This window comes from Pirellulales bacterium (genome assembly GCA_019694455.1).
GTDB lineage: Bacteria > Planctomycetota > Planctomycetia > Pirellulales > JAEUIK01 > JAIBBY01.
Genome location: JAIBBY010000071.1, coordinates 1 through 18,185, shown reverse-complemented (window position 1 = coordinate 18,185; position 18,185 = coordinate 1). Strand labels below are relative to the sequence as shown.

Annotated in this window: 16 protein-coding genes; 7 read left to right on the top strand and 9 right to left on the bottom strand. The window is 62.8% G+C overall.

Annotated features, from left to right (window positions below; all coding sequences use genetic code 11):
- On the bottom strand, positions 1-530 hold a 530-nt coding region (locus K1X71_19355; protein MBX7075305.1), incomplete at its 3' end, for an aldehyde dehydrogenase family protein.
- A gap of 226 nt (positions 531-756) precedes the next feature.
- Here K1X71_19355 and K1X71_19350 point away from each other — a divergent pair.
- The 7 genes from K1X71_19350 to K1X71_19320 all read left to right on the top strand — a co-directional run bounded on the left by K1X71_19350 (position 757) and on the right by K1X71_19320 (position 8,018).
- Positions 757-1,632, top strand: a complete 876-nt coding sequence (locus K1X71_19350) for a xanthine dehydrogenase family protein subunit M (GenBank protein MBX7075304.1) — start codon at positions 757-759, stop codon at positions 1,630-1,632.
- A 51-nt stretch (positions 1,633-1,683) separates the two neighbouring features.
- Positions 1,684-2,202: a (2Fe-2S)-binding protein gene (locus K1X71_19345; protein MBX7075303.1), complete on the top strand. Its 519-nt coding sequence runs from the start codon at positions 1,684-1,686 to the stop codon at positions 2,200-2,202.
- A gap of 2 nt (positions 2,203-2,204) precedes the next feature.
- The gene (locus K1X71_19340) at positions 2,205-4,670 is read left to right on the top strand and encodes a xanthine dehydrogenase family protein molybdopterin-binding subunit (GenBank protein MBX7075302.1); all 2,466 of its coding nucleotides are present in this window, start codon (positions 2,205-2,207) and stop codon (positions 4,668-4,670) included.
- Between the two features lie 73 nt (positions 4,671-4,743).
- Positions 4,744-5,757 carry a hypothetical protein gene (locus K1X71_19335; protein ID MBX7075301.1) on the top strand — a complete coding sequence of 338 codons (1,014 nt, stop codon included), beginning with the start codon at positions 4,744-4,746 and terminating at the stop codon, positions 5,755-5,757.
- 4 nt (positions 5,758-5,761) lie between these two features.
- A complete protein-coding gene (locus tag K1X71_19330; protein MBX7075300.1) occupies positions 5,762-6,244 on the top strand; it encodes a hypothetical protein in 483 nt (160 codons plus the stop codon).
- Positions 6,244-6,831 (top strand): hypothetical protein, encoded by a 588-nt coding sequence (locus K1X71_19325; protein ID MBX7075299.1) that lies wholly within the window; start codon positions 6,244-6,246, stop codon positions 6,829-6,831. The genes K1X71_19330 and K1X71_19325 overlap by 1 nt, the downstream gene beginning before the upstream one ends.
- Before the next feature lie 101 nt (positions 6,832-6,932).
- Complete coding sequence (locus tag K1X71_19320) at positions 6,933-8,018, top strand: DUF2804 domain-containing protein (protein ID MBX7075298.1); 1,086 nt, start codon at positions 6,933-6,935, stop codon at positions 8,016-8,018.
- 12 nt (positions 8,019-8,030) lie between these two features.
- Here K1X71_19320 and K1X71_19315 read toward each other — a convergent pair whose 3' ends face one another.
- From K1X71_19315 to K1X71_19280, 8 genes are all read right to left on the bottom strand, one after another.
- Complete coding sequence (locus tag K1X71_19315) at positions 8,031-9,017, bottom strand: glycosyltransferase family 2 protein (protein ID MBX7075297.1); 987 nt, start codon at positions 9,015-9,017, stop codon at positions 8,031-8,033.
- Between the two features lie 51 nt (positions 9,018-9,068).
- A complete protein-coding gene (locus K1X71_19310; protein ID MBX7075296.1) occupies positions 9,069-10,052 on the bottom strand; it encodes a class I SAM-dependent methyltransferase in 984 nt (327 codons plus the stop codon).
- A gap of 50 nt (positions 10,053-10,102) precedes the next feature.
- Complete coding sequence (locus tag K1X71_19305) at positions 10,103-11,629, bottom strand: hypothetical protein (protein MBX7075295.1); 1,527 nt, start codon at positions 11,627-11,629, stop codon at positions 10,103-10,105.
- 78 nt (positions 11,630-11,707) lie between these two features.
- The gene (neuC, locus tag K1X71_19300) at positions 11,708-12,904 is read right to left on the bottom strand and encodes a UDP-N-acetylglucosamine 2-epimerase (hydrolyzing) (GenBank protein MBX7075294.1); all 1,197 of its coding nucleotides are present in this window, start codon (positions 12,902-12,904) and stop codon (positions 11,708-11,710) included.
- Between the two features lie 41 nt (positions 12,905-12,945).
- Positions 12,946-14,019 (bottom strand): class I SAM-dependent methyltransferase, encoded by a 1,074-nt coding sequence (locus K1X71_19295; protein MBX7075293.1) that lies wholly within the window; start codon positions 14,017-14,019, stop codon positions 12,946-12,948.
- A gap of 52 nt (positions 14,020-14,071) precedes the next feature.
- Complete coding sequence (locus tag K1X71_19290; GenBank protein ID MBX7075292.1) at positions 14,072-14,914, bottom strand: N-acetylneuraminate synthase family protein; 843 nt, start codon at positions 14,912-14,914, stop codon at positions 14,072-14,074.
- Positions 14,915-14,940: 26 nt separating this feature from the next.
- The gene (locus tag K1X71_19285; protein ID MBX7075291.1) at positions 14,941-16,686 is read right to left on the bottom strand and encodes an ABC transporter ATP-binding protein/permease; all 1,746 of its coding nucleotides are present in this window, start codon (positions 16,684-16,686) and stop codon (positions 14,941-14,943) included.
- Positions 16,683-18,185 (bottom strand): ABC transporter ATP-binding protein/permease (locus K1X71_19280; protein MBX7075290.1); only part of this gene is annotated, 1,503 nt, incomplete at its 5' end. The genes K1X71_19280 and K1X71_19285, both read right to left, overlap by 4 nt.

Sequence of the window (18,185 nt, the reverse complement as noted above, 5' to 3'; positions counted from 1 at the left end):
AGGGCGGGCCCCCACTTCCAGGCGGCCATGAGCATGGGAAAGTTCCACGGAATGATTTGTCCGGCGACTCCGACCGGCTCGCGGCGCGTGTAGGTGAAGTAATTGCCGCGGACCGGGATGGTCTGGCCGTGAATCTTGTCGGCAAAGCCGGCGTAGTAGCGCAAGCAATCGACCGTCAGCGGCAAATCGGCGCCGCGCGCGTCGCGGATCGGCTTGCCGTTGTCCAGCGTTTCCAGCGCGGCGATGTCGTCGGCCTCCTCTTCGATCAAATCGGCCAATTTGTGCATCAATCGGCCACGGTCGCGGGCATCCATGCGCCCCCAGGGGCCGCTCAGCGCCTTGCGGGCGGCCTGTGCCGCCAGGTCGATATCGGCGGCGTCTCCCTCGGCTACCTGCGCGATTACCTCCTCCGTAGCGGGGTTCACCGTGTCAAAGGTCTTGCCGCTCGCGGCCGGAGTCCAGCGGCCGTCGATAAAGCACTGCGTTTGATGCACCTTGGGTTGCGCTTGCGATTCGAGCGTAGTGGCCACGAGAGGTCTCCTCTGGCGTTTGACGCCGCTTGCGGGGCGGATAAGCTGCGAACCGCGCGAGCGTAGCGCTCGTCTGATCCGCGCCTGAATTCTATCGCTGGCGCCTGCCTCATTCCAGCAAGTTTGCGCGCCGCGTGGCGCCGCCAGCTTGACATGGCGCGCGACGGCGGCCCATATTGCGAGCCGAGATTTCGGGCGATCGCAGCTTCTTAGCGAAGGTTCTGGCTTGAAAGACTTTAGTTACGCGGCGGCGGGCAGCGTCGACGAAGCGGTGAGTTTGCTGGCGGCAAGCGGCGCAGGAGCGCGAGCGCTAGCCGGCGGCACCGACATGATTGTGCAGCTTCGCGAGGGAACGCGCGAGGCCGACTTGGTTGTCGACGTAAAGAAAATCCCCGAACTCATGCGGCTGGAATACGATCGCGCGCGCGGCCTGCGATTGGGCGCGGCCGTGCCGTGCTACAAAATATACGAACACGCTGAGATCCGCGACGACTACGCGGGCCTTGCCGACGCAGCCCACATCATTGGCGGCCGGCAAATCCAAAGCCGAGCTTCGATCGGCGGCAACCTGTGCAACGCGTCGCCGGCGGCCGACTCCATCCCGGCGCTCATTGCCTATCGCGCCGTTTGCCATATTGCCGGACCGGGCGGAACCCGCTCACTTCCTGTCCATGAGTTTTGCAAGGCGCCGGGACGCAATCGGTTGGAACGCGGCGAGTTGTTGGTGAGCTTAGAATTGCCGCCGCAACCTCAGCACGCGGGTGGAGCTTATCTGCGGTTCATTCCGCGGAACGAAATGGACATCGCCGTGGTCGGTGTGGGCGCGTGGGTACGATTGGACGGGAGCGGAAAGCAGATCGAAGACGCGCGCATCGCGTTGGGCGCCGTGGCGCCGACGCCGCTGCTGGCCGAGCAGGCGAGTCGATCGCTCGTGGGGCAGGCCGCCACGACAGAGAATTTTCCCCGCGCGGGCGAACTGGCCAAGACCATCGCCAGCCCGATCAGCGATCGTCGCGGCTCGGCGGAGTATCGCGATCATCTCATTGGCGTGCTGGTGGAGCGCACGCTGGCCATCGCCGTCGAGCGCGCTCGCAAATCGTAGCAATCGATATTGGCCCGCTTTCGCGGGCTAGTGACCAATCAAGGACAACGTGTGACCAAACGCATTCACGTATCGACGACAATCAATGGCGAGCACGCCGACTTTCTGTGCGAGGCGCGGCAAACGCTGCTCGAAGCGCTGCGCGACGAGTTGCATTTGACCGGCGCTAAAGAAGGTTGCGGCAACGGCAACTGCGGCGCCTGCACGGTGATGCTAGAGGGCGTGCCGGTCAATAGTTGCCTGGTGCTGGCGGTCGAAGCCGAAGGCGCGCGGATCGAAACCATCGAGGGGATCGCTCGCGATTCACGGTTGCACCCCGTGCAGCAATGCTTTTTGGAGGGGGCGGCCCTGCAGTGCGGCGTATGCACGCCCGGCTATCTGGTGGCCGCCAAGGCGCTGTTGGACAAAAATCCCAATCCCAGCGAGCAGGAAATTCGCTTTCAACTGGCGGGCAATCTTTGCCGCTGCACCGGCTACGACAAGATAGTTCAAGCCGTACAAGAGGCGGCCCGGCGTCTGCGCGCCGGCGCTTGGGACGAATCGGCGTCGCCCGCGACGCAGGAGGTGTAGTCATGGCCAAGAAGAAGAAAACGCCCACACGCTCGACCGGCAAGAATCGCAACGGACAAGCGACTCGCCCCACAGCCCGCCCGGCCGCGGCCAAACCGCGCCCGGTGACCGCCGCGCTGCGCAAAAAGGCGACGAATAAAAAGAAAGCGGCGAAGCCCGCCGCAAAGAGCGAATTGAAGCCGGAACACGGCGAAGTGTACCTCGGCCCGCGCGAGTATAAGGTGCTCGGCACGCGGCCAATTCGGCACGACGGCGTCGACAAGGTGACGGGCCGCGCCGTCTACGGCGCCGATTTACAACTCTCTGGCATGATCCATGGCCGAGTGCTGCGCAGCCCGCACGCGCACGCCCGAATCGTGTCGATCGACACCAGTGCCGCGGAGCAGATGCCAGGGGTGTACGCGGTGGCGACGGCGGCCGACCTGCCCGACCTGCAAAACAAAATCGCCGACCTGGGCGAAGGGGCCGCCAACCTCGCGCATCTGGGCGACAACGTGCTGGCGCACCACACGGCGCTTTACAAGGGACATGCGGTGGCGGGCGTGGCCGCGGCCAGTCCGCAGATCGCCGAAGAAGCGCTCAAGCTGATTCGGGTGGAATACGAACCGCTGCCGGTGGTGCTCGACATGTTGGAGGCGATGCAGGCCGACGCGCCGGTGCTGCACGCCGACCTGCGCACCAAGGAACTTGGCAAGCCGATCAACGATTCGCCCACCAATGTGGATGTGCATTTTCATTTCGAGCAGGGCGATGTGGAACGCGGCTTCGCGCAGGCCGATGTGGTGATCGAGCGCGAGTTCCGCACCGCGACCGTCCACCAGGGCTACATCGAGCCGCACGTGGCGACCGCCATGTGGAACCGCGATGGCCACCTCACCGTGTGGACATCGACGCAAGGCGCCTTCACGTGTCGCCAACAAACAGCCGAAATCCTGCAGATGCCGGTGTCGAAGGTCACGGTGATACCGTGCGAGATCGGCGGCGGCTTTGGCGGCAAGATCACGGTGTATCTGGAACCGGTCGCGGCGATCTTGAGCCGCAAGAGCGGTCGGCCGGTGAAGATGGTGATGAACCGGGCCGAGGTTTTTGAGGGGACCGGCCCCACTCCAGCTTCGTTTGTGCGCATGAAGATCGGCGCCAGCAAGGATGGCCGCATCACCGCCGCCGATGCGTGGCTGGCCTACGACGCCGGCGCGTATCCGGGCGGGTTCGTGGTCTGCGGCGCTATGTGCGTGTTTGCCTGCTACGACCTGCCCAGCGCGCGGGTACACGCCTACGACGTGTGCGTGAACAAGCCCAAATCGGCCGCCTACCGCGCGCCAGGAGCCACGCAAGCGGCCTTCGCCTGCGAATCGGTGATGGATGAATTGGCGGAACGGCTGGGCATCGACCCCATAGAATTTCGCTTGCGGAACTCCGCCAAAGCAGGGACGCGCCGCGTCGATGGACCGGTGTACCCACGCATCGGAGCGGTGGAAACGCTCGTCGCGGCGCGCGCCAGCGAACACTATCAAACTCCGCTCGTTGGCGCGAATCGGGGCCGTGGCGTGGCAACAGGATTCTGGTTCAACGCGGCGCTCAAATCGAGCGTCGCGGCCAACGTGAATCTCGACGGCTCGGTAACGCTGGTCGAGGGTTCGACCGATATTGGCGGCACTCGCACCAGCGTGGCTATGCAGTTAGCCGAGGCGCTAGGCATCGCCGCCGAGGACGTGGTTCCGCGCGTGGTCGACACCGACAGCGTGGGCTACACCGATGTGACCGGTGGCAGCCGCGTCACCTTCTGCACTGGGCTGGCCGCCTATCGCTGCGCGCAGGACATCGAACGGCAAATGCGCGAGCGCGCGGCGCTGCTTTGGGACTGCAAGCCCGAGGAGGTAAAGGTCGAAAATGGCCAATACCGCCGCAATGGCAAGTCGCTCTCATTCAAAGAGTTGGCGGGCAAGTTGCATCGCACGGGAGGCCCTGTCGTGGGGCGCGCGACGGTCGATCCGGAAGGATCGACCAACGGCTTTGCGACCCAAATCTGCGATGTCGAGGTCGATTCCGAGACCGGCAAGACCACCGTCTTGCGATGGACCATTGTGCAAGACGCCGGCAAAGCCATCCATCCCAGTTATGTCGAAGGGCAAATGTCGGGCGGCGCCGTGCAAGGCATTGGCTGGGCGCTCAACGAAGAGTACCTGTTCGACGACCGTGGACAGATGACCAACGCCAGCTTTTTGGACTATCGCATGCCGACGGCGCTCGACGTGCCGATGATCGAAACGGTGATTGTGGAAGTGCCTAACCCCAGCCACCCCTACGGCGTGCGCGGCGTGGGCGAGGTCCCGATCGTGGCCCCGCCCGCGGCGCTGGCCAATGCGATCTATCAGGCTGTCGGCGTGCGAATGCGGGAGTTGCCGATGTCGCCGCCGCGAGTTTGGAAGGCGCTCGACGAGGCGCGCCGGGCAGGTGAGAACCGCTAGCGCAAGCGATTCTTGTGAATCGGCCACTTTTCGGCGCAGCTATAATTCCTGCATGCCGAAGGTTGGTCGCATCATGCTCGCTATCTTGTTTTGGATCGCGCCTTGCGCTGCGCAGGGCGCCACGCCGCGAGTGACGCTCGAAATTGTGATGGCTCAAGGCGTCGCGCCCACGGCCCCGCAGCAGTGGAGTCAGGCCCTGTCCAAACTAGGGCTCGACGATGTGCAGATTCGTTCGGCCCGGCCAACCGATCAGGTCGGCATCCAGACGCGCGAGGGCGCCACAACGGCGTATCATGTGACCGGGGTGCTGACTGGCCGTGGCGATTTGGCGCTGCCCGGTGGCCGATTTTCGATCAATGATCGCGCGGGCTTGGCGCAGTGGATGGAGCGCTTGCGCGCGGTAGGTCCCGAAGTGGTCACGTCGCCCGTACGCTTGCCATTCGACCTTTCGCCCGCAACGCTGGCCGCCGCGAAGCAAGAACTGGCGCAGCCCTTGCAAATGCCGACAGCAGGAGAGTCGCCGGTTGAAGTGGCGGCGGTCATCCATCGGCAATTGGGCTCGCGACTATTTATCACCAAGTCGCTGCACGAAGAACTGCGTGCGACTGGGCCAGTCGCCGACGAATTGAACGGTTTGTCGATCGGCACGGCCTTGGCCGCCACCTTGCGGCCTGCCGGGCTGGGGCTGGCGCCACGGCTGCGCGACGGCGAATTGAGCTATTCGGTGATTCAGCCCGCAGCCGATGCCGATGTGTGGCCGATCGGCTGGCCCGCGGATGAGCGTCGGCGGCAGCTACTGCCCAAGCTGTTTGATTTTCTCCAGGTCGAAGTGGGGGGCGTCTCGGTGGCCAAAGCGGTGGAGATCATTCGCGAGCGACTGGGCGCGCCGCTATTGTACGATCGTAACGCGTTGGCGCGGCACGACGTTGACCCCACGGCGACTCCGGCCTCGCTCCCCGCCAAACGCACGTCGTATAGTTTGGCGCTGCAGAAATTGCTGTTTCAAGCTCGGCTCAAAGTCGAGTTGCGCGTCGACGACGGTGGGCGACCGTTCTTTTGGGTGACCACCATCAAACCGCTTGAGTAGCAAGATGTTCACCGGCACGGCTGTCGAAAACTGTTTGGCGCAACTGGGCGTCACCGATGTGGTGTGGCTGCCCGACTCGGTGATGGGACCGTGGGAGGGGGCGTTGGCGGCGAGCCAGCGCATCGCGCTGCGGCGCGTGTGCCGCGAGGGAGAGGCCTGGGCCTTAGCGGGCGGTCTCTGGCTCGGCGGCCGCCGACCGCTCGTCATGATTCAATCCACCGGGCTGTTCGAATCGGGCGACGCGCTACGCAACATGCTGTTCGACTTTCGACTGCCGCTGTACGCCATGGTCGGCTATCGAAGCTATCTGACGGCCGACTCGCGCGACACCGCCAAGCAGTTTCTTGAGCCGGTGCTGGCGGCATGGGGCGTGGACTGGGTGCTGCTGAAAGAGGCAAACGACCTGGAACGCTTCAGCGAACACTATTCGGCCTCTCGGGCGGCGCAGCGGCCTGGCATGTCGCTATTGGCCGAGGGAGCGATGTGATGACTAATGCCGTAGGTTCTGGCATGCCGCTCGACGAGGCGCTACGCGTGATTCACGCGCTGCGAGGCGATGCGATCGTCGTCACGTCGATGGGCGCTACGCGTGAGTGGGCAAGGTTCGATGCTCATCCACTCGATCTTCACTATGTGCCGTCGGCCATGGGTCAGGCGTCAACCTTGGGGCTTGGCTTGGCGCTGGCCCAGCCTGGGCGCAGCGTGATCGCGATTTCCGGCGACGGCTCGTTGCTGATGAACCTGGGCTGTCTGGCGACCATCGCCGCCAATCCCGCGCCGAATTTCACGCTGATTGTCTTGGTGAACGGCATCTATGAGGTCACCGGTGGGCAACAAACCGCGCCGAGCCGCGATATCGACTTGGTCGCCATCGCCAAGGCGTCTGGCATCGCAAGCGCGCGCGGATTCGACGATCTGGCCCAATGGCACGCCGAGGCGCGCGGCATTCTGGCGACCGACGGGCCGCGTTTCATCTCTCTGGGGGTGTCGCCGGTCGGCGACGATTACCACTTGAAGGCGCCCGGTCCATTGGCAGAGCGGTTGGCTTGTTTTCGCCAGGCGCTGGCAATTTAGCTGGCCGCAGCACGCCAATTCTCGCCAGGCGCGGGCTGGTGGCATAGACTAACCGATCGCTGCACCCCATCAGCAAGTTTGCCTTACGGAGAGTCGGACATATGCGCCCTTGGATTGTGTTGTTCGCCGTGTTGTCCTGCGTCGGAATCACCTACAGCGAAGAGAAATCGGAGCAGATCGAGTTTACCGAATCGGTTCCGCTGCTTTCCGATCAAGGCGAGCTAAGCGCTTGGGGTTGGGCCAGACACGCGCACATGGCCTACAACCGAGAGGCGATTCCGGCCAATCGGCTCGACCGGGTCAAGGAATGGGAGCATTACACGATCATGTCTCCACAGTTCACCGTGGGGGTGACCATTGCTCAGATCGGCACGCTGCTGATCGGCTCGGCCGAGTTGATCGACTACGCGAACAACACACAGCACAGCGCCACGACGCTGGGAGGGCATCCCAAGGATCGTTCGATCTTCACGGCCACCCCGTACGGCGCCACGGAGTTTCGCCGCAAGGAGAACTTCGTCTCCATGAAGTTCGAGGGAAACCGGCGACTGATCGCTTTCAATTTTTTGAAGACCGCCATGACGCCGGCGATGGCCGGCGAATTCGAGCTAGTAAACGAGGAAGCGGACGAGAGCATTGCGCTGGCGCGCCCCTTCGCGGAGCCGGGCCAATTCTTTTATGAGAACAAGATCTTCGGCATGCTGTCGAAAGGCAAAGCGCAAGTTGGCGACACGTCGTATGAACTGCCAGCCGGCGAGTCGTTCGCCATCTTCGATTGGGGACGCGGAATCTGGCCGCGTGAGTCGCAATGGTTTTGGGGACAGGCCGCCGGCAAGGTGGGCGCGCGGTTGGTCGCCATCAATCTTGGTCACGGCTATGGCGACGATCGCCGAGGAACGGCCAACGCGATCTTGGTCGATCGCAAGCTGTACAAGCTGGGCGACGTGGCGTGCGAGTTCGATCCCGCGGACCGCATGAAACCGTGGAAATTCACCAGCGACGATGGTCGCTTGTCGCTAGTTTTTCAGCCGATCTACCATCAGCAGTCCAAGCAGCAGATCGCCATTGCCGCCGCCGAACTACATAAGATTCACGGCAAGTACAGCGGCACGCTGGTGGTCGATGGCGAACCGATTGAAGTGAAGGACATGCTCGGCTTCGCGGAGCACATGAGCCAAAAGTGGTAAGCCGGTCGCCGTTCACCGGCGGGTATACGGCGCCAGCCAGTCGTGGCTCATCGCGCGGGCCAGACTGCCCGTGGTAACACGGCGGCGCCTTTGAATCGCGCGGCGCTTGCGTAGAACGGCCGGCAGTCGGACCAACGCATCGAGTTTTGCCCGCGCCACCACGCCTCCTTGCCCTCTCGGCAGATAGCGCAGCCAAGCCGCCAGATGCATGAGCAGCGCCTGCGGCAGATACCACAGTGCCAGCGAGGTGGGCATGTTCTTGCAGTAGGTCCACACCAGATTGCGATGCCCATGATACGCGCTGAAGTCGCTGCGGCGACCGCTGGTGGCGGAACTGCCGTGTCGGCAGACCGCCGCTGGCACATAGCGCGCTTGATGGCCGGCCAGTCGCAAGCGAAAACCAAGATCGACGTCTTCGTGATAACAGAAGTAGGTGGAATCGAATCCCCCCACCTCGACAAACGCCTCGCGTTGATAGAGCGCGGCCGCCGCGCAGGGCGAGAAGATTTCGCGAGAGGCGCTTTCGGCGACAGTGGATTGGCGCCCTTCGTCGCGGCGCCATGCCATGCCGCTCACGTGATAGACGTCGCCCGTTCCGTCCAGGCGGTCGGGATTCGACGCCAGTAGCAGCCGACTGCCGAACGCGGCGCACTCGGGGTGAAGGAGCGCTGCGCGGGTCAACTCGGCTAACCAGGTCGGCTCGGGGAACGCGTCGGGATTGAGGAGAGCCAGCCACTGGCAATCGGCAGTCAGCGCTACCGCCAGGTTGTTGGCGGCGGCGAAGCCGATGTTGCGCGTCAGTCGAACGACCGTCGCGCCGGGGTAGTGCGCTAGCGCGGCGTCGCACGAGCCGTCGGTGCTGGCGTTGTCGATAATCAGCACCTGGCAAGGGCGCCGAGTTTGGCGCGCTAAAGCCTGAAGGCAGACAACTAGATCGCCGCCAGAATTGAAATTAACGATCAGGACGGCCACTTGTGGCCCATCGTCGCGATCAATCACCAATTCTTCCGGCGTGCTGGCATCGTGGTGGCGCGAACATGCAGCGGCCCACTAGGCCACCCGCAACAGGCGCTTGGCGGCGCGCCCCACACGACGCATGAACTGATAGGTTGGGGAATGTTGATTGGCAATCCAACTTTGAACTGCCCTTTCCAGCGGCGCGCTTCCGCTATCGGTTATCGCGGCCGCGGCGACTGGTTCGCAGGCGCGGGCAATGAAGACCATGGTATTCTTGCGGAGGCCAATGAGCCGAGCATCGAGGCCGGCGATCGCCGCGAGGTTGCTGAATGATCGTTCGGTGAGCAATTGCTTATGAAAGTTGTTGATGCCGCGATTCAAACCCCGGCTGCGGAAAACACGAGCATGGTCCTGTTCGTTGTAGAACACCACCGTTCCGCCCGGCGCCAGCAGCGCGCGCGTGGCGATCAACCATTCGGCCGGCCGGAAGGCGTGCGTGATCTGATGATTGGAGATGATCAGATCGTACTTTTGCTGACCGAAGGGCGTGTTCAACTCAGCGGCCGATAGCTGCCCGATGTTCTCGAGTTTCAGGATCTCGCGCGCGTAGCGGATATTGGTGTCGAAATAATCCAGGCCGAACAATTGCTGGTAGCCAAATTCGTCCCGCAGGCGGGCTAGAAAGGCACCGCAATCGCAGCGCAACTGCAAGACGCGGTGCCGCGGGTCGACTACCCCCTGCTCTTGCATCAGAGCGATTACTTCACCGGCCGCGACGTGCTTCCCCTGCACATACGCTTGTGGCAGCGGAAACTGGTTGTAAAAGCGATGTTCATACTCCGCGAAGTACGAATAGTAGTGGTCGGCAAACGGCTTCGTCTGCCGCCATTGGGCGAACAATAGGCCGCAGCGCTGGCACAGCACAAAGTCGCTATTCCGCCAGCGTGGGTCCATTGGCTTGTCGAGATGCGTCAGGTCGTTGTTGCGATAGACCGGACGCAACAATTTGCCGCCGCAGCCAACGCAAGCGTCGACGCGTTCCATGGCGGCCGGGTCGTATGGAATGACGGCGGGCATTGCGAAACTCCTCTTAGCGCTACCGGGGCGGGCCGCCGGGCACGTTGGGGTCAGTGAGACGACTTACGATTCGCCAGCGCCGCATCGACCATTTCGATGACGGCCTCCGCGGCGCGACGTCCGGCGCCTCCGTCGATGGCGCCCAACTCAAACTCAATTAGCTCGCGCCGCGCCGCGCTATCTAGCTCGGGCTGTTCGAGCGCGCGGCGCAGCAATTGCTCCGTCTCGTCCGGAGCGTAGGCCACACGGACCGCGCCGCTGCGCAGCACGGGTTGCAGGTGTTCGTACGATTCCCAGGTGCGAGATTGCTTGGTGCATCCCTGGCTGTTGTAACCCACGATGATCACCGGCTTATCGAGCGCCGCAAAATCGAGCATCATCGTCGAGTAGCCCGCGTGAATGTTCACGTCGCCATGCCGAACGGTGTTCACCGCGCGCACCATGTCGTCGTGGTCGGGGCACCATTGATCCTTGGCGGCGATGCGCGGATTGCCCGCCAGCGTCCACACAATGTCGCTCCGATCTGGGTCGTCGCGCAGCGCTTCGTATCGCTCCATGCGGTCCTTGGGATGCAAGCGGACCAAGAGCTGCGGATTGCCGGGCAGTTGGCTCTTCCAATAATCATGAACGTGACGCACAACATCCGGGTTGTCGGGCATCAGGCCCGGCGTGACCGTGGAGTAGACCACGATCTTGCGCTGGGGATCGAGTCCGTACTGTCGGCAAAACTCTTCACGGCTTTGGTGATACGCGGGATTGAAATAGAAATCGAACTGCGGCGCGCCGATGACGCGGATTCGGCTCTCGTCAGCCACACCGATATGGTCGACTAGTTCCTGTCGCATTTGCGGACTCCAGGCCAAATAGCCGGCATAGTCGCAGATGGGGAACTTTTTCGTGGTGGGGTTGTCCCAAGAGGTGATGGCAGTGACCACCGGCAGATTGACCTCGGCGGCGGCCATCGACACGGCCCATTCCCACGGTTCGACAAAGTTGGTGGAGAACACGGCGTCCACGCGTTCGCGCGCGATCACCTGCCGCATCTCGGGAATCAGATCCCAATGCTTGGCCAGCATGTGGCGATAGAGCCGTATGACGAGCGGACAGCAGTACGGAGCCACCAGGTGCGCTGGGCGACGCCAACACCAATCGATGGCCTGTTGCCAGAGCCGCACCGCGAGCCCCCGCGACTTGTACTTGGTGAGCTTGTTGCGCATCTCGCGCAGCTTGTTGTCGCGGGCGTTGGTGGGACGGCGGTGATAGAAGGCCGCGACCGCCAGATTCTCATAGAACCGCATCGACTTTTTGGGCTTGAGATCGAACCGTCCGTACACCGCAGTGTTGTCGGGCGCAAAGCGCTCTACAAAGTCTGGCAGTTCCGCGTAGGGGCTGAGAATGATGATGTCGTATCGCTCTTTGAGCAGACGATACGTGTCGCCAAGCAGGTAGTTGCGCACGCCCCAGCCCATGCCGACGACAATCGCCAACCGTGGTCGGCGAGTTTTTGCGCTTGAAGTGTCCGTAGGAGTCGCGCGGCGTTTGCGCAGCGCGGCAGTCGAAGTGGCTGTGGCCTGCATAGTTGGTCTTCCGTGACCCGGCAATTGACCTGTCCCCAGCGCGACAGGTCGGAATTCATGGCGGATTTGTAGCGTAAGCTAGGCGGTACGTCGATACCGCATCGGCTCGGAAAGCTGTGGGGTATAGAGCGTCTTTTGAATCGGCACCGCGGCCCGCTCGGTGACGGTGAGAATCTGGGCAATGCGCTCCCCCGCATGCCCGTCGCCATAGAGGTGATCCGACGGATAGCGGCCGATCGCCAGATGGCGGCGCACTGCGGTGACGATCTCCGCGGCATCGTAGTGCGCGTCGAGCACGTTGCGCCCTCGTTCGCGGGCGTTTTGCCGATTTCCCACATTCACCGCCGGCATGCCAAGAAAGGCCCCTTCGCGAATCGCCGAACTGCTATTGCCGATCATGCAAGCAGCGTTGTGCATCAGCACCAGAAAATCCTCGGGCGTGAAGTTGCGGTAAAAATGCACATACTCCGGCTTGAGCTGCTCGCGATAAAGTCGCATGCCTTTGGCCACGTCGTCGCTGCCCGCGTCGGCATTGGGCCACAGCATGATTGTTTGCATGCGCAGCTTTTCCAGAGCTTTGATCGTCTCCTGAATCTGCTGAAGCGCCTGTGTGAACTCGGTGGTCACGGGGTGCTGCATGACCAAGAGATAAGGCTTCGACAGGTCGAGCTTCTCGCCGGTGCCGCCATAACGCGACAGCACCGCCTGCGGACATTGGGTGAGGTCGGTTTCGAGAATCAAGTCGATCGCGGGGCAGCCGGAGTGAAAAACCCATTCAGGGTGCTCGCCCATCGACAAGAGCCGCTGGCGGGCAACCTCCGTGGCGGGAAAGTGCAAGTGCGAGAGCTTGGTGATCGCATGGCGCACGCTCTCATCGATCGATCCGGTGACCTCGCCGCCTTGGGTGTGCGCGACCGGAATGTTCATGTAACTGGCCGACACCGCGGTGGCCAACGTCTCATAGCGATCGGCGACGGTGACCACGCAATCCGGGGCGAGGCGTTCGAAGATCGACGAAAGCTCGATCATCGCCAGGCCGGTGCTCTTGGCCATCGTGGCGGGCGTTTCGCCTTCGATGAGAAACTGCACCTTGGCCACCGGCTCAAAGCCGTCATTCTCGATGACGCTCACCGCGTTGCCATAACGATGCAACAGCGCGGACGCGCCGACGATCAGTTGCAACTCGACGTCGGGACTATCTTGCAGCGCTCGCAGCACGGTCTTGACGCGGGCGTAGTTCGCGCGGCTGGCGACAACGACGGCCACTTTTTTCATGGGTGAGGACTCCTGGCAATTTATGTTGAGCGGCGCGCGGGCTACGCCGCCTTTCTGAGCAACTGCTGACCGACTCTGCGCACGCGGCGCATGGCGCGAATCGGAAACTGCTTGACGCTTTGATACAACTTGTCGTAGCGAACCTGTCGCTCGCGCTCGGCGACGGCGCGCTCCAACTCGCACAACTCGGCGTAGATTTCGGCAAAGCTGCTGCCGCCACTGTGCTGCGACTGGCCCGGCCGAGCGAGCAACCGCGTGTGCAGGCTCGGCACGCCAAATTCCTTTTGCGCGGCCAAAGCGGCGGGCGACTGAAAGCGATCGCGCAGCAAAGTTTCTGGCAGCACCGCAAAGCCCGCCGCCTCCACAATGGCCGCCAAAGTGGCGGGGGTGAACATGAAGACGTGATCGATTTGAATCGCCTGTTCCAGGCAACTTCGATTTTGCAGCACGGCGAAGAAGTCCTGGCACTCCAGAAAGAACAGGCCACCAGGAGACAGGCACGCTCGAATGCGCTCGGCCATGCCGCGCGGATCGAGCAAGTGATTGAACGATTGCGTGCAAATCACCAGGTCGAACTGGCGGTCGGCGTCGAGCGAAAACTGCTCGAACAAACCCACCTCGGTCGGCACGCCATGTTCGCTGGCGTATTGCGCCTCGACCGGCGAAGGCTCGACACCCATGACTTGGGAACCGCAGCGATCCGCCAAGGCGCGCAGCATGCCGCCTGTGCTGGAGCCAACTTCAAGCACGCGCGCCGGATTGGGCTGACCATGCCGCTGGAGGTATTGCACCAGCCACTCGCCACGGCGGCGCTGCGCGGCAAACATTTTGTCGTGGTTCACCGGCTTGCCGGTCGGCTGCCCCTTGAACGCCGCCATCTGCCGCCGATACTCCTTTTGATAGTAAAGCCCATACCATTGCGGCGTCATGCGAGGACTCAGGTAGATCAATCCGCAGTGGTTGCAGATCACCGACCGAACCGCCAGGCCGTTGCGGTCGCGCTTGGCGATGGTGCGCTGGCCCACGCCGCCACAGGAGTTGCACGGCAGGCCTTCGTAGTCTGCTTGCTCATAAGGAAATAGCGACTCGGTGGCCGCGGTGGGCATCGATTTCATATCTCTAACTCCTCAGTTCGCGGTCGGCTCCTATTGCCGGCGGCCGTCGTGACTAACGATTGTCGCCCCAGCGACCACAATAAAACTCGCGCAGTCCAGTCACCTTGCCGGATAGCTCGGGCTGTTCGTCTCCCAACAGTTCTGGGAACTCATCGGCCAAGGCCAGATGCGGCCGGGGATCCTTGGCGGCTTCGACCAACTCCTTCAGGCCCGCCGGATCAATGGAGACCGCCGCGTCCTTGGCTGGCTGCGATCGCGAGAGTATGAAATGCCGTTCGATCCAATCGGCGCCCAGCGCGATTGCCAGCTTCGACGCTCGTAGGTCATCGCCGGCGGAGTGATCGCTCAGTCCCACTTCGCTGGCGTGCTCGCGCAACCACTCCATACGCCGCAGATGATAAGCGCCGTCCACCAACGGATACATGCAATGCAACAGCGCCAGACGCGCGCCCCCCGAACGAACCACTTGCGCGGCGCCTCGAACTTCCGCCTCTTCGCTCATGCCCGTCGAGAGGATGACCAGCGGAAAGCGGGCGGCGACATCGCTGAGCAAGCCGGAGCTGCCACAATCGGGGCTGGCGATCTTGATGAAGTCGAGCCCCAGCTTGGCGACAAACGGCGTCCGTTGCCGATCGAAGACCGTGGTCGAAAAGCCGATTCGCGCGCGCTGTGCGACCTCGCGCAACCGAAAATGATCGTCGTCGCTCAGCTCGAACGGCAACATGGCGTCGGACTGGCCGCGGGTGTTCGAGGCTGCCGTCCACGACTGAAACTTGATGTAGTCGGCGCCGGCCTCAGCGGCGGCCCAAATCATCTCTTCCTGCAATTTCGATTCGCCCAGGTGATTGGCGCATGCCTCGGCGATGATTTTTGTGCGACCGTTCTGAGCAGACATTCCGTTCCCCTCCCTGGGTGTGTTGGTCAGGCGGCCCGCTGCCCTGGGTCGGCTGGCGCGGTCCATTCGATTGTGGAAAGCTTGTTTGGCGCAACCTGCGCGACAACGCGACTGTTCTCCATCACCAGCACCTCATCGCACCAATCGGCGTGGGCCTCTTGTGGCAAGACAACTACCACCAGCCGCCCGGCGGCGTAGTGGCGCAAGCTCGACAACACATGGCGCGCCGACTCGGGATCGAGCCCTGTCAGCATGTCGTCGATCAACAATACATCGGGCTGGCGCAACAAAGCGCGCGCCAGCGCCAGCCGCTGCATCTGCCCGACCGACAGCCGTATGCCTTGGCAGCCGAGCGGCGCTTGCAAGCCGCCTGCGGTGGCAAGTTGCTGCAAGTCGTCGGCGAAGGCGGCGCGCGATAGCGCGGCGGTCAGCTCGTCGTCGGTCGCTTGTGGCAGGGCAATTCGCAGATTGTCGGCCAGCGTCCCCTCGACCATCAGCGGCGGCCAAGTGACCAGCGCGATGCGATCGGCCAGATCGCCGATCAGCAAGTCGCGAGAGTCGATTTCGTTGATCCATAATTCCCGCCGGCGCACAGGCGACGAAACACTCAATAGATGCAGCAGCATCGACTTGCCAGACCCGGCCGGGCCGACGACTCCATACATCTTGCCCGATACTAACCGGCAATCGACTTCTGATAGAAGCTCAATCTGGCCGACGCTAAACGACGCGCGCTCACAGCGGATACTGCGAATAGGCTCTGCGAGCGGGGTGGCGTCGGCCGGCGGGTGCTGCGGTTCGGATTGCTGGAATTGAAACAGCTCTTCGATGAAGTCGCCGCTCTTGCCCGCCAATCCCCAGCTAGAAACCACCTGCTTCAGGTTCATGAAGATGCTTTGTTGCAGAATCAACAGCGAGGTGATTCCGGCAATGGAGATTTCGCCTGTGGTCAGCAACATTCCGCCGACGCCAATGCTGGCCAACCCGGCCAACGACGCGAACAAGCGGGTCTCGATGCCAGCTCTGCGCTGAGCCAACAAGGCGCGCTGTTCGCCCCGCTTTTGGCGATACATCGACTGAGCGAGAAAATCGAGTTGTTCCGGTCCCGCGGCATAGATCTTGAGTTGCGGCAAGGCTTCCAGCAGGCGCGACAAGCGACTATGGAACTCGCGCTCGCCCAACAGCGCCTCGGTCGTGGCGCGACGCTGCGCCACCCAATGCCGCCGGGTGACGATCACAGCTAGCGCGACGCCAGCAGTCGTAATGCCAGCAAGCAGCGGATTGAGCCAGAAAGCGGCCATCAGGCTGAAGACCAGCACGACGCCTTGAGTGAGTGTCGCCAGCGCCGCGCGCAGCGACTGCCCCACGGTCTTTAGCCCGGTCCGTAGGTAATGAACGGCCTGATTGGGCCCCAGCGGGCGGAGACTGGTCGACTGGCGCCGCACCATGGAGTGTAGAGCTCGCTCCACCACCTCAACGCCGATCGACCGCTCGAATTGCAAGCCCATGGTCGCCGACACGTAACCGGCGAATTGCGCCAAAAGCCAGCAAGCGATCGTCGCGGCGAAGAACGGCAAGACGCGGGCCAGGTGCTGTTCAAAGCCCAGTCGCAACAACTGGTCCATGAGCAAGAACCGACCGCTGGTTAGCACGCCCGCCAACAGCATCAGCACCAGACAAAGGGCCAAACGGGCCGGTTGCCGCGCGGCCTGTCGCCACAGCGAGACGAGCGCCGACGCCTGTTTCGGTGATGGTTGTCGCAAGTCGTTCAACTGGCCCGCCTTGCTTCAAATTGCGATTCGGGCAACCAACGCCGGAGCATTTCGTCGCGCGGACCATCTCCTACGATCGCACCGCGTTTGAGAATCAACAGTCGATCGCAAGCAGCCAACGTTTCTGGCCGGTGCGAGATGATGAGGGTGAACCGCCCGGCGCGGCGCTCGCGCAACAATTGCGAAAATTGCCGCTCGCTCGCGGGATCGGTCAGGCTGGTCGGCTCATCCAAAACCACGATCTCGGCGCCTCGCAATAGCACGCGCGCCCATTCGGCCCGCTGCTGCAGTCCGCGAGTATGCCAGGCGAGTTCAGCGCCGGTGTCGTTCCAGTGTTCGTCGTCCAAAGGGCGCAGCGCCGCGGCGGCCGGGATGCCCGCTGCGGACAGAGCGGCCAAAAGCTCTGGCTCGGTCGCATCCGATCGCGCCAGGCGAACTTCCTCCGCCACCGTGCCGCCAATCCGGCACGGTATCTGCGGCACGTAGGTCACGTGGCGCCAGTAACTGTCTTCATCCACGCTGGCCAGATCGACCCCATTGACCAGCACGCGGCCTTCCGTGGGCTCGATCAGACGAAGCAGCAATTGGGCGAGGGTCGTCTTGCCGGCGCCAGAGCGGCCGATGAGCCCCACAACTTCGCCGGCGCGCAGTTCCAGGGAGACACGGTTGATGATCGTCGACTTGTCGCATTTCAGGCTGATGTCTTCCAGGCGGATCGACTCGATCGGCTGCGGCAGAGCCTGCCGCGACTGCTCCTGGTGACGCGCCGCGAGTTGCTGCAAATTTTCGAGCCATTCTTCGAGCCGCGCCATGCGAGTCTGTACAGTCGTCAGGGCCCGCACGATTTCGGTGAACAGCGGCAACAGCATGCAGAGCGAGGCGAAGCAGGTCACCACGGTGGGCAGGTCCGCGATCAACCACCACTGCGCCCCCACCAGCAGCACAAAGCTCGACAGCCCCAGCACATTCAGCCACACGCCGGTCATGTTGTGGATCTTGACGACCTGCAAGCTGCGGGCGGCTAGGTCCTGACACGACTGGCTGAATTGCCGAACCGCCTCGGCCTGCCAACGAAAATTGCGGATATCCCGCAGATTGGAAAAAATGCCGAGCACGCGATCGATGAAGGCCACATCCACGCGAAACTCTTCCTTGACGCTGTTTCGCATCCGCAGACTGCGCTGCCACAGCGTGTAGGTCAAACTGGAAACGACCGCCACTCCCACCAGGGCGAACGTCGGCGAGTTGGGCAGGATGCCGGCCACCACGCCCAACGCGGCGCCGCCGCGCGTGACCACCGTCATGGCGCCGTTAAACAAGCCGCGCACCACAAATTGCAGCTTTTCGAGTTGCACAACGAACTTGGCCAACGACTGATCGCGAAAGTAGTCGGCGGGCAAATAGGCGATATGCTTTAACACCCAGCGCAGCGAGGCGATTTCGATGCCGTCGAGCAGCCAGCGCTGCGACTCTTCGCCCAGGTACTGGCACACCGCGTC